9 protein-coding genes and 2 pseudogenes are annotated in these 11,890 nt (G+C 64.2%); 4 read left to right on the forward strand and 7 right to left on the reverse strand.

Annotated features, from left to right (window positions below; translation table 11 throughout):
- The 4 genes and pseudogenes from AC07PT_RS29335 to AC07PT_RS29350 all read left to right on the forward strand — a co-directional run.
- Positions 1-128, forward strand: a pseudogene (locus AC07PT_RS29335) (IS30 family transposase); the annotation flags it as partial.
- A gap of 260 nt (positions 129-388) precedes the next feature.
- Positions 389-2,074 carry a GmrSD restriction endonuclease domain-containing protein gene (locus AC07PT_RS29340; protein WP_494659033.1) on the forward strand — a complete coding sequence of 562 codons (1,686 nt, stop codon included), beginning with the start codon at positions 389-391 and terminating at the stop codon, positions 2,072-2,074.
- Positions 2,075-2,199: 125 nt separating this feature from the next.
- Positions 2,200-2,757 (forward strand): annotated as a pseudogene (locus tag AC07PT_RS29345) (IS30 family transposase); the annotation flags it as partial.
- A gap of 441 nt (positions 2,758-3,198) precedes the next feature.
- The gene (locus tag AC07PT_RS29350) at positions 3,199-3,960 is read left to right on the forward strand and encodes an NYN domain-containing protein (RefSeq protein WP_494659034.1); all 762 of its coding nucleotides are present in this window, start codon (positions 3,199-3,201) and stop codon (positions 3,958-3,960) included.
- Positions 3,961-3,978: 18 nt separating this feature from the next.
- Here AC07PT_RS29350 and AC07PT_RS29355 read toward each other — a convergent pair whose 3' ends face one another.
- The 7 genes from AC07PT_RS29355 to AC07PT_RS29385 form a co-directional block, all read right to left on the reverse strand.
- Positions 3,979-4,737 (reverse strand): SDR family NAD(P)-dependent oxidoreductase, encoded by a 759-nt coding sequence (locus tag AC07PT_RS29355; RefSeq protein ID WP_494659035.1) that lies wholly within the window; start codon positions 4,735-4,737, stop codon positions 3,979-3,981.
- Between the two features lie 4 nt (positions 4,738-4,741).
- Positions 4,742-6,208: an APC family permease gene (locus AC07PT_RS29360; RefSeq protein WP_494659036.1), complete on the reverse strand. Its 1,467-nt coding sequence runs from the start codon at positions 6,206-6,208 to the stop codon at positions 4,742-4,744.
- Positions 6,209-6,249: 41 nt separating this feature from the next.
- Positions 6,250-7,047 (reverse strand): SDR family oxidoreductase, encoded by a 798-nt coding sequence (locus AC07PT_RS29365; protein ID WP_494659037.1) that lies wholly within the window; start codon positions 7,045-7,047, stop codon positions 6,250-6,252.
- A complete protein-coding gene (locus AC07PT_RS29370) occupies positions 7,044-8,432 on the reverse strand; it encodes a transaminase (RefSeq protein ID WP_494659038.1) in 1,389 nt (462 codons plus the stop codon). Before AC07PT_RS29370 ends, AC07PT_RS29365 begins: the two co-directional genes overlap by 4 nt.
- A 14-nt stretch (positions 8,433-8,446) precedes the next feature.
- Entirely contained in the window at positions 8,447-9,112 is a 666-nt protein-coding gene (locus AC07PT_RS29375; RefSeq protein ID WP_494659039.1) for an HAD-IA family hydrolase, read from the reverse strand.
- 85 nt (positions 9,113-9,197) lie between these two features.
- Positions 9,198-10,460 carry a Tm-1-like ATP-binding domain-containing protein gene (locus tag AC07PT_RS29380; protein ID WP_494659040.1) on the reverse strand — a complete coding sequence of 421 codons (1,263 nt, stop codon included), beginning with the start codon at positions 10,458-10,460 and terminating at the stop codon, positions 9,198-9,200.
- 54 nt (positions 10,461-10,514) lie between these two features.
- A complete protein-coding gene (locus tag AC07PT_RS29385; RefSeq protein WP_492350042.1) occupies positions 10,515-11,861 on the reverse strand; it encodes an aminotransferase class III-fold pyridoxal phosphate-dependent enzyme in 1,347 nt (448 codons plus the stop codon).
- Positions 11,862-11,890 lie beyond the last annotated feature (29 nt).

The following is an 11,890-nucleotide window of genomic DNA, read 5'->3' on the forward strand; positions in this document are numbered from 1 at the left end:
ACATCTCCATCTATTCGCAGGCCGAACTCGACGCAATTGCCCGACAATTGAATGAAAGGCCGAGAAAGACACTGGGGCACCGGACACCGGCCGAGATGTTTCAAGAATGTGTTGCATCGACCGGTTGAATCCGCCAGCGAAAGGCGACATTGGCCGTTGGCCGCGCCCCATGACGCATGGCTACTTACTGACATCCCACCAAGAATCTTCAGAGCGGACCGTCAATAAGGCAGTATTTTCAATTGACGAGACAGCAAGTGGGTTAAGGTGGAGTACTATCACTCGTTACGTGAGGAGGATCGCACCAGGTGCTGTCCTAAAAAAGTGTTTAGAGTGGGTGCCACCATTTATCAAAAAGGGGCCTCAGGCTCGTTTAGCGGAGGAAAACATGAAGATTCAGTGTGTCGAAAAAGATATACGTCAAATCTTGGAGTCTGGTACGTATCTCATTCCACGTTTTCAGCGCCCCTTTTCTTGGGATGAAGATAACGTTGAGGAATTTTGGACTGATAGCACATCAGACCTCAAAAAGGACTACTTCATCGGATCGTTTGTTTCCTACAATATCTCAAGCTCTTCCTTTGGCCTTGTGGATGGGCAGCAGCGCATCACCACAATAACCATTGCTCTGTGTGCTATTAGGGATAGGTTCAACGATTTGGGTTTTACGGCCCCAGCCAAAGGGGTGCACCGTTTGATTGAAACGCGGGATCTAGACGATCAGGCACAGTTCGTTCTTAAAACCGAGACCTCATACCCCTACCTACAAGCCAAAATCCAGAGCCTTGAAAAAGAGGAGGCAGATATTGACGTGGGTGAGGAGGAGAAGGCCATCAGTGCTGCCTACAAAGTCATTCACACCCTCATCGATGAAGGCATTAAGGAGGCTGCCAATAAAGTTGATCCTGCAAAGGTGAAGGCAGCAAGCAAGAAGTGGTTGGAGGGTGTGCGAGATAAGCTCTTGGGTCTCAAAGTGATTTCGATCACTCTGGACAACCAAGACGATGCGTATCTGATTTTTGAAACGCTCAACACACGGGGTAAGGACCTCACCGCGGCAGACCTCGCCAAGAACCATCTGCTGCGGCTACTTCCTTCCAGGGGCAAAGCCATTGACCGGCCCAAAGACCATTGGACGGAAATTCAAAGCACTTTGGAGCAGGCCAGCAGGCCAATTCAAATGGCCACGTTCCTTCATCACTACTGGCTTTCAAAGTACCCCTTCACGACAGAGAAGGAGCTTTTCAGAGCCATCAAGAGTAAAGTGTCCGCCGCCAACGTGCGTACAGTCCTCGATGAGCTCAGGACCGATAGTAATCTTTACCGTGGAATTGTGGAGCCTGAACGGCTATCCCTTTGGAACAAGGGCAATCGGGATATTGAAGACTCGCTTAGGTGCATCTCGAATGTTCTCAACATCCAGATCGCAAATCCACTGCTATTGACAGTATTACGCCTGTTCAGCTCCAAGAAGCTCAAAGATGGCCAGGTACGAGAAATATTTTGGCTCGTGGAGCGCTACCATTACCTTTACACAACTATCAGTAACCTGCCTTCATCTGGGGGTGTGAGCAAGATGTACGCGGCTCATGCACGTGCTTTAGCATCTGCTGCAGACGCAAATGCTCGCGGTCTGTGTATTACTGAGTTCAAGAAGAAAATTAAAGGCAAGGTGCCTGCTCGGGATACGTTCATCTCGCGCTTCAAGGCGCTCAATTACTTGACGCCAAGGCATAAGGAGATCATTGGCTACACGTTGTGGAGAATCTACAAGCACCGGAACCCAGCAGTCGATGTCGACCGAACCGGACAGTCGCTCGAACACCTTCTTTCACAAAACACCGGTGCCCCTTCATTACACAGCATCGGCAATCTTTTGGGTGTGCCCGTGAGGTACAACGGAGAGGTTTTGGCGGCCAACCACTTCGTGGACAAGAAGGTTTTGCTAAAAGCGCATGGCTACATCATGGAGCCTCAGATCGATGCCGCAACGACTTGGGGAACAGCAGAGATAGAGCGTCGAACTGGCGACTTGGCTGAACTCGCTTATGACGAGGTTTGGGCCATCAAGTAGCCATCGTTGGAGCGATCTCTCGCCGAGATTAAATGAATGCAAGTGCGCCCATGTGGCACTGCAAGGCGTGCAACTTGGTTGTACCTTGTCCTAGTTTCCGTGCACCTACGCTATAAATCTCATATCGGCGGGGCCAGATTCCCGAGATGGTCAGCATCCATGTGCGGCCTCCCGAGGTCAATGACCGGCTCATGCCTGGGCACTGGGAGGGGGATTTGATCAAGGGTGCCAACAACCAGTCTGCCGTGGGTGTGCTGGTGGAGCGCCGCACGCGCTTGGTGCTGTTGTGCAAGATGCCCAACGCGACGGCCGAAAGCGCTCTGGCGGCCTTCACGGCCAAGCTCAACCAGGTGGCGCAGCCCATGCGCCAAACGCTCACCTACGACCAGGGCAAGGAGATGTCCCGTCATCGGGAACTCGCCCAGGCCACCGGTGTGAAGGTGTACTTCTGCGATCCGCACAGCCCTTGGCAGCGGGGCAGTTGCGAAAACACCAATGGGTTGCTGCGCCAGTTCCTGCCCAAGGGGACGGACCTGAGCGTGCACGATCAGGACGCATTGGATTCCATTGCTGATCTGATGAACAACAGGCCGCGCGAAACGTTGGGCTGGAAGTCTCCATACCAAGCCTTCCAGCAGTTCATGCAGGCGATTGCACAGCGCCAGAACGCTACCATTCACTGAATCTCAAATCACTTCAATCAAGCCGTGGTGTTGCGCTTCGGATTTGAGACCGCCCTCCAAACAACTTTCTCCTGAAGAAGTTTTCAGGATACTTTGCGATCGGCATGAAAACACCATGAGGCAGTTCGCGCAAGAAGTACTGACTGCTTTCCTCTGCCGCTCTGCTGGCTAATCGAGGGTGCTCACCGCCATCACCACCTAACCCCCCAAGCTACCACCAGCGCAATCCAAGTCCCAAACGACTCATCAGGCCTGCACAGAAACAAGCATGCCCCAGCGATCTCATCTGCGCTGGCCATGTGCCCCAGGCCGATGCAGTACAAGGTGTGTAGCAAGGCTTCTGCTTCGGTGATGGGTTAGGGCACTGCCTATACCGACCTAATCCACTTCTGGTCAGCCCAGCTGGCGCATCTATGATGGATCACAGGGAGACCTCTTCAGATGGCAAACAACCACCACATTGCAGAAATTGAGTCCAGAGTCGCTGTCTTGGTGGACTGCGACAACACCACGCCTGAAATTCTCGAATATGCGCTGCGCGTGGTTGCCCAGTTTGGTCGGGTGGTGCTGCGGCGTGGTTACGGAAACCACACGACGCTTGCAAACAAATGGCAGGATGCACTGGTGCGACTGGCCTTCACACCCTGTCTGCAATATCAGTACGCTGCCGGCAAAAACACCTCTGACATCGCGCTGGCGCTGGACGCCATCGAAGCCCTTTTCGATCGGAGGGCTGACACTTTTTGCCTGGTCACCAGCGATTCCGACTTCGCCTATCTCTGCCGCAAGCTGCGCGAGCGTGGGGCCACGGTGCACATCGTGGGCGAAGATAAAAGCCCGCCAGCTTTGCGAAATGCCAGCGACCAGTTCTTTGAGTGGGTCAAGCCTGAACCGGCCCCCCCGGAGTCACCCAAACCGGCTGCGAAAACGGAGATTGCAAAATCTGACCCTAATAGGCCAGCTCCCAAACTTCGCCCCAAGTACATCGTGGAAGCCGTCACGCTCCTCGCCGCCGATACCCCGGAAGGCAAAGTCAGCGTTGGAGGTTTGGGGTCCTATCTGAAGCGCGCCGACCCCTCGTTCTCCCCCAAGAACTATGGTCATTCAGGTTTGCTCGACATGCTCAAGACCTACGACCTGATGAAGGTTCAGCAGGAGCAAGGCGGGCACTGGACGGTTCGCCTCGCTTCAGCAGTGGCTTGAAAGATCTCAAAGGCCCCCTCAAACCGCCCTCACCCCCGCAGCCACCCGACTCCCCCCATCCACCACCAGCGCAATCCCGGTCACAAACGACGCATCCGGCCCGCACAAAAACAGGCAGGCCCCGGCCATCTCGTCCGCGCTGGCCATGCGGCCCAGGCCGATTCGGGCGACGGTGCGCTCGCGGGCTTCGGCTTCGGTGATGCCGAGTTCGGCGGCCATCTCGGCCATTTCGGCGGCGGCCATGGGGGTGTCGACCCAGCCGGGGCACAGGGCGTTCACGCGGATGCCCTGGGGGGCGTAGCTTTGGGCGGCCGAGCGGGTGAGGGCCACCACGGCGGCCTTGCTGGCGGCGTAGCTGGCCGAGTCGGCCCCGGCATTGAAGGCGGCCACCGAGGCGATGTTGACGATGCTGCCTGCGCCTTGCGCCTGCATGGCGGGCAGCACGGCGCGCATCACGCGCAGGGTGCCCTTGAGGTTGATGTCGTGCTGCCGGTCCCACACGGCGTCGACGATGGTGGCGGCGCTGTCTTTGGCGATGACGCCGGCGGCGTTGACCAGGATGTCGATGCGGCCATGGCGGCGCAGCACCTCGGCCACGGTGGCCTGCACCTGCTCGTCTTTGGTTACGTTGCAGGGCAGGCTGTGCGGGCCTTCGGGGCAGGGCCAGCCGCAGGCGACCACGGTGGCGCCCTCGCGGGCCAGGCGGCGGGCCACGGCGGCGCCGATGCCGGTGGCAGCGCCCACTACCAGGGCGATTTGTGATTTCAGGATCGGCATGGTTTCAGGCCTCTTCGGTGCAACGTTGCAGTTCGCGCTCCAGCACCTCTTCGACCGGCACAGGGCTGAACAGGGGCAGCTTTTTGACGTAGCGCGTCCAGATGGCGGCATACAGCGCGGTCAAGCCCAGCATCACGCCAAAGGGTACGTAGATGTCGTGCGGGTTCATGTTGGGCGGGGTGATGAACCAGATGGCGACGGCGATGCCGGCCGAGGCCAGCACCTGCGGCAGCGGAAACCAGGGCGAGCGGTAGGCGCGCATCAGGTCGGGGCGGCGCAGGCGCAGCACGATGACCGAGGCGTTGACCAGCAGGTAGGCAAAGCCCCAAGAGCACACGGCGGCCAGCACCAGGGGCATGATGCGGTCCAGGTCGCCCTGGATCAGCAAGGTGTGGGCGATGGGGATGGCCACCGACACCACGATGCCAAACACCGGGCTGCCATGGCGCGGGTGCAGGCGCCCGAAGATGGCGGGCAAGGCGCCCTCGCGGGCCATGCCACACAGGATGCGCGGCAAGCCTGCCATCAGGGTGTTGATGGTGGCAGCCCCGGCCAGCAGAAAGGCAATGCCCAACCAGAAGCGGCCGGCCGGGCCCATCAGGGTCTGGGCGAACACGGGGATGGCATCGGGGGTTTCGAGCAGGTGCACGCTGCCCTGGGCGTCCAGCGCCACGTTTTGCACCTGGCGCGCCATGGCGGCGCCCCAGATGACCATGCACAGCCACACCAGCACCAGGCCCAGCATCATGGCGCGCGGGATCAGGCGGTGCGCGCGCTTGAGTTCGGGCGCCAGCGGGGTGACAAATTCGCCGCCGAGGAACATGAACATGGCCATGCCCACCAGCGACATGACCGAGTACGCATCGGTGCCCACCTGCGACTGGCCAAAAAAGCCATCGAGTTGCACCACGGGCGCCTGGATCAGGCCGCACAGGCCAAAGCACACCAGGGTGACCCACATGCAGACGGTGAGCACGATCTCGACCTTGGCAAAGGCGGTGATGCCAAAGTAGTTGAGCCCGCCGAACAGCAGCACCATCACCACGCCCACGGCCCAGGTGGCGTGGTGGTCGACCAGCAGGCCGTGCAGGGCCGGAAAGTTGACGGTGGCCATCACGCCGCTGAGGATGGTCTCGGCCGTGCCGGCAAACACATGCACCAGCATGTAGGCCGCCAGCGTGCCGGTGATGGCCCAGAAGCGGCCCAGGCCACAGGCGATGTAGTCGTACACCGAGCCGGCTGTGGGCAGCATGGCGGCGGCCTCGGCAAAGGTGGTGGCCTGCAGCTGCATGAGCACAAAGGCGATGCCCATGGCCAGCAGAAAGCTCACACCGCCGATCGAGAAGCCGGCCGTGGCCGTGAGGATGACCGGGCTGGCCATGACCAGGCCCACCGCCGTGGCCAGCGCGGTGGGGAAGCCCACCACGCCGTGGTCAAGGTGGGCTTGCAGTCGTTGATGAAGAGAGTTCATGTCAGGGCCTTGCTGCAGGGCTGCATTGCTGTGTTTGGGGCTCAGGCGGGGGCGGTTTCACTGAAAAACGGGCTCTCGGGCAGGGTCGAGCCGCCATCCACCACCAGGGTCTGGCCGGTGATGTAGCGGGCCGCCGGGCTGGCCAGGTAGCACATGGCGTAGGCAATGTCTTCGGGCCGGCCCAGCTCGCCGGCCGGGATGTGGGCCGCGATGCGCCGCGCGCGCTCGGGGTTGGAGAGCAGGCTGCCGCCCTGCTTGGCAATGTAGCCGGGCTCGACGCCATTGACGGTGATGCGCTCGGGCGCCAGCTCCAGGGCCGCCGCACGGATGAAGCCGTTGACCCCGGCCTTGCTGGCGGCATAGTGGGCAGCCCCCGGCATGGCCACACGCGGCCCGGTGACCGATGAGGTGACCAGGATGCGCCCCCCGCCCTGCCTGCGCAGGCGCGGCAGCGCCGCCTGGGTGAGCCAGAAGCAGGCCTGCAGGTTGACGGCCAGGGTGTGGGCCAGGTCGGCCTCGCTGAGCTGCTCCAGTGAGGCCCAGGGGTTGATGGCCGCGTTGTGCACCACGATGTCGAGTGCGCCAAAGCGGGCCACGGCCTCGGCCACGGCGCGGCGGGCCTCGGCGGGCTGGCCGATGTCGCAGCCCATGGCCTGGGCCTGGCCGCCCTGGGCCACGATGCCGGCGGCCACCGCGGCACCGGCCTCGGCGCTGCGGTTGGCGATCAGCACGCGGGCCCCGGCGCGGGCCATGACCTGGGCAATGGCCGCGCCAATGCCGCGCCCGCCGCCCGTGACCAGGGCCACGCGGCCTTCAAGACCAAACTCGGGCAAGCTCATGCGCACACCTCTTGCACAAACTCGGCAAACACGGCGTTGTGGCGGTCCACGTCGTCGCTGCGGGTGCCGGGGCAGCACAGCATCATGTTGTGGAAAGGGGTGATCAGCACGCCGCGGTTCATCAGGTACAGGTGCAGCAAGGCCTCCAGATCGGGGTTGCGGTGGTGCTTCACGTCGCTGGCGTTGCGCGGGGCATCGGGGGCGAACAGGGTCTCGACCCGGGCGCCCACGCAGGTGGCATGCCAGGGCAGGCCGTGGGCCGCGATGGTGGCGTTCACGCCCTGCTGCAGGCGCTGGGCCAGGCCCAGCATGCGCTCGAAGGCCTCGGGGGTGAGCACCTCGGACAACACCGCCCGCATCACCGCCACGGTGAGGGCATTGCCGGCCAGCGTGCCGCCAAAGCCGGCGTGGGCGCTTTGGCGCGCCGTGGGCGGCAGCTTGGGCAGCACCTGCCACACCCGCTCGGCCGTGGCCTGGCTCAGGCCGAAGGCCGCGGCCGGGATGCCGCCGGCAATCGCCTTGCCGACCACGAACATGTCGGGCTCCAGCCCGTGCAGGGCGGTGTAGCCGCCGGGGCCGCTGCTCAAGGTGTGGGTTTCGTCGATCAGCAGCAGGGTGCCGGTCTCGCGGGTGAGGCGGCGCAGGGCCTCGTGGTAGCCGGGGTCGGGCGCGATCATGCCGTAGTTGGTCATGGCCGGCTCGGCCAGCACGCAGGCCACATCGCCCTGGCGCAGCGCGGCCTCCAGGGCCGGGATGTCGTTGAACTCGATCACGCAGCTCAGCGCATCGTGCGGAAAGAAGTTGTGGTGGATGTTGTTGCGCATGTGCACCTCGCCCTCGCGCAGCTCCACATGGGCCTCTTCAACGCTGCCGTGGTAGGCGCCCGAAAACACCAGCACCCGGGGCCGCTCGGTCACCATGCGGGCCAGGCGGATGCAGGCGCGGTTGGCGTCGCTGGCCGAGGTGGTCAGGTTCCAGTACGGCAGGCCGAAGCGGCGCGCCAGCTCCTGGCCCACCCAATCGGCATCGCCGCCGGGCAGCATCAGCGAGGTGCCGATGCGGGCCTGGCGCGTCATGGCCTCGACGATGGCAGGGTGGCCGTGGCCGCACATGCCGCCGGTATCGCCCAGGCAGAAGTCGACATAGGGGTTGCCATCGACATCGCTGAAGCGCACGCCGTAGTCGTGCGGGCGGTCAGCCACGTAAATGGGCCAGCCGCCGATCCAGCGGCGCATCCAGTGCGAGGGGGCCCCATACAGCCAGCTTTGCTGGCCCTGTTGGTAAAGCGCCCGGCTGGCGGCCCGGGTGCGGGCATAAAGGGCCTGTTCTTGCTGCATCAGGTCGGCCACGCGGGCCATGCTGACGCCATTGAGGGTGTCGGTCATAAGAGGGAGGTGCTTCAGGAGAGTGAGGGGGTGGCCAGGCCGAGCAGGTTGAGGGCGGCGGCAAACGAGGCGCGGGGCTGCATGACGTCGAAGTGCACGGTCTGCCAGCCGGCCCGCTGGGCGCCGGCGATGTTGCGGGCCTGGTCGTCGACGAACACGCAGCGTTCGGGCGGCAGGCCCAGGGCCTCGGTGACCAGGGCGTAGGCACGCGGGTCGGGCTTGAGGATCTGGGTGTAGGTGGCGTCCACCACCACCTCAAAGCAGTCCATCAGCGGCAGGCGCTGCCGAAAATCGGCGCCATAGAACAGGTCCAGCTCGTTGGACAGCACGGCCAGCCGGCAGCCTGCGGCCTGGGCGGCCTGGATGGCGGCCACGGCCTCGGGGCGGATCACGGCCTGCACATCGGCCCCGCGGGCGCGCTGCACAAAGGTTTCCATGCGGTCCCAGTGCTCGCCCAGCAGGGCGCCCACCTCGCGGGTGCGCTGCATCCAGTAGTCGCGCTCGGTGATGCGGTCGGCCTGCATGTCTTGCCACAGCGGATCGCTGGCCGGGTCGAAGGGGCCGCGCCAGCGCAGGGTGCCGGGGGGCAGGCCCAGCGCCTGTTCCGACAGGGCATGGGTTTCGAACAGGGTGCGGCTGATGACACCGCCAAAATCAAGGACCAGGGCTTGAGAAGTCATGAAGAGCTGGGGCCAAAGAGGTGGCAAAAAGCAAGGTCTGAATGGGGCTGGAAGTGACTGGTAGAGGCCGACAAGAGGCTGGGCCTCAGGCCGTCACCACAGGCGCTGCCAGGGGGTTGGGGATCAGGCCCTGGGCCAGCCAGGTGTCGAACACCTGCAGGGCGGCATCGGCAAAAGCCGCGTCGTTGATGTGCGCGGGCAAGGCCTGCAGGCGGGTGCCTGGGGCCACGCTGGCCTGCAGCTCGTCGACCAGGGCGGCCAGGCCTTCGGGGTCGTGCAGGGGTTCGCCGGGGCGGTCCCAGCCTTCGATGCCCTGGGTGGGCAGCAGCAGCACGGTGGGGCCTTGGGCCTCAGCCAGGCGGGTGGTGATCTCGCGGGCCACGCGCCGGCGCATCTCGGGGCTGATGCTGATCGAGGACAACAGGCGGTTGTGGGCATGTTCGGCACGGCCGGCATAGCCCTCGGGCCGGGGGGCCCAGGCGGCATAGTCGACCATGTCGGTGGCGCCGGGGGCCACGATCTGCGGCACGCCTGCCCGGCCGGCACCGCGCAGGCGGTCGGCCCCGGCGGTGACGCACGAACCGGCCATGTGGTTGACCAGCTCTTGCAACGAGAAATCCATCACCGCCACAAAGCGGCCGCTGGCGGCCAGCGCCTCGAAGGCGCGCCCGCCCATGCCGGTGGTGTGGAACACGGCCAGCTCGAAGCCGCGCCGCTCCAGCTCGGGCTTGAGGCGCTTCATGTAGACCAGGGCGCTGGAACCCAGCGAGGTCATGCCCACCATGGGGCGCTGGCGGTCGGGCGCCACCACGCTGTGGCAGGCCCCCATGACCGCGCCCGCCGCCTGCGACAGGGCCGACTTGCACAGGCTGTTGAGGCCGTACAGGCCACCGGCCCACAGCACCATGATGAGGTCGGGCGGGATGCGCTCGGCCGGCAGCAGGTGCGAGTAGGCGATGGTAGACAGCAGCACCTTCGGAAAACCCAGCGGCAAGGCGTTCATCACATCCAGCGCCAGGTCGGTGCCCATGGTGCCGCCCAGGGCCAGCACGCCGCTGATGCGCCCCTCGGCCAGCAGACGCTGGCCGATGACAGTGGCGCCACGCGCCATCAGCACCATCGAGGTGTTCTCGTCGCCGCTGGCGATGACCTGGTCCAACGTGACGCCGGCGGCCTCGGCCACCTGGTGGTTGCTGATGTCGGGCGCAAAGCCGCCGCGGCCCAGCACGCCCACGTCCAGCACCAGGGTGCGGCCGCCGGCCTGGGTGATGCAGTCGCGCAGGTAGGCCATCTCGTCACTCTTGGTGTCGACGGTGCCGATGAGCAGGATGCAGGGGGGGGCCTTCATGGTGCGGTCTTCCGGGGTGGCTGAGTGGCGGGGTGGCAGGTCGTCAAGCGGGGGTCAGAGGGTTTTCTGGACGGCATCGAAAGCGGCCTCCAGGGTGTCGACCAGAAAGTCGATCTCTTCGCGGGTGATGATCAGCGGGGGCGACAGGATCATGTTGGGGCCGGAGATGCGCACCATGGCGCCGCGCTGGTAGGCCTCGCGGGCCACGCGCTGCGGGATGTCGCTGCTGCGGGTGAGCGGCGTGCGGGCCGCCTTGTCGGACACCATCTCGATGCCCACCATCAGGCCCACGCCGCGCACGTCGCCCACAAAGCTGTAGCGATCCACAAACGTGGCCATGCGCTGCTGGAAATGCGCGCCCACACGGGCCGCGTTGCCGGGCACGTCTTCGGCCTCCAGCACATCGAGCGTGGCCAGGGCGGCGGCGGCGGCCACCGGATGGCCGCTGTAGGTGTAGCCGTGGGCCACGGTGCCGAGGCCGCCGCTGTCGGCCATGAAGGCATCGGACACCTTTTTGCCCAGGGCTGTGGCGCCCAGCGGCACATAACCCGACGAGATGCCCTTGGCCAGGCACCAGATATCGGCCTGCACGCCCCACAGTCGGGTGCCGAACCAGGCCCCGCTGCGGCCGAAGCCGGTGACCACCTCGTCGGCAATCAGCAGGATGTTGTGGCGGTCGCACACCTCGCGCACCAAGGGCCAGTAGTTGGCCGGCGGCACGATCACGCCGGCCGAGCCCTGCACTGGCTCGGCGATGAAGGCGGCAATGGTGTCGGCGCCCTGGAAGATGATCTCGCGCTCCAGCTGGGCGGCGCAGATGCGGCCCAGCTCTTCGGGGTCTTGCGTGAAGGCGTTGTGGTACAGCCAGGGCGAGTCGACATGGAAGCAGCCGGGCATCAGTGGCTCGTAGGCGCGACGGATGTTGCCCAGGCCGTTGACGCTCATGCCGCCAAAGTGCACGCCGTGGTAGCCCTGCTTCAAGCTGATGAACTTGGTGCGCTCAGGCTGGCCTTTGACCTTCCAGTACTGGCGGGCGATCTTGAGCGCGCCCTCGACCGCATCCGAGCCGCTGTTGCCGAACATCACGGCGCCCACGTTGTCGGGCTCCATCAGGCGCACCAGGCGGGCCGACAGCTCGATGGCGCGCGGGTGGGTGGTGCCGCGGAAGGTGTTGTAGAAGGGCAGCTCATCGAGCTGGGCCACGATGGCATCGCGCACCTGGCGGTTGCTGTGGCCCAGGTTCGAGCTCCACAGGCCGGCCACGCCGTCGATCATCTTGTGGCCGTCCACGTCCCAGATCCAGCAGCCCTCGCCGCGCGCGATGATGTCGGGCTGGGTCTGCTGCATGGCGCGCGGGTGGGCCATGGGGTGGAACAGGAACTTGGCGTTGTCTTGCTTCAGTTGGGCAATGGTGTCGGACATCTGGTTTC

The organism is Curvibacter sp. GW821-FHT09D12, from assembly GCF_059416245.1.

Excerpts from the sequence above, each read along its gene's own strand:
- AC07PT_RS29340 (WP_494659033.1), top strand. The coding sequence starts at position 389 with ATGAAGATTCAGTGTGTCGAAAAAGATATACGTCAAATCTTGGAGTCT.
- AC07PT_RS29350 (WP_494659034.1), top strand. The coding sequence starts at position 3,199 with ATGGCAAACAACCACCACATTGCAGAAATTGAGTCCAGAGTCGCTGTC.
- AC07PT_RS29355 (WP_494659035.1), bottom strand. The coding sequence starts at position 4,737 with ATGCCGATCCTGAAATCACAAATCGCCCTGGTAGTGGGCGCTGCCACC.
- AC07PT_RS29360 (WP_494659036.1), bottom strand. The coding sequence starts at position 6,208 with ATGAACTCTCTTCATCAACGACTGCAAGCCCACCTTGACCACGGCGTG.
- AC07PT_RS29365 (WP_494659037.1), bottom strand. The coding sequence starts at position 7,047 with ATGAGCTTGCCCGAGTTTGGTCTTGAAGGCCGCGTGGCCCTGGTCACG.
- AC07PT_RS29370 (WP_494659038.1), bottom strand. The coding sequence starts at position 8,432 with ATGACCGACACCCTCAATGGCGTCAGCATGGCCCGCGTGGCCGACCTG.
- AC07PT_RS29375 (WP_494659039.1), bottom strand. The coding sequence starts at position 9,112 with ATGACTTCTCAAGCCCTGGTCCTTGATTTTGGCGGTGTCATCAGCCGC.
- AC07PT_RS29380 (WP_494659040.1), bottom strand. The coding sequence starts at position 10,460 with ATGAAGGCCCCCCCCTGCATCCTGCTCATCGGCACCGTCGACACCAAG.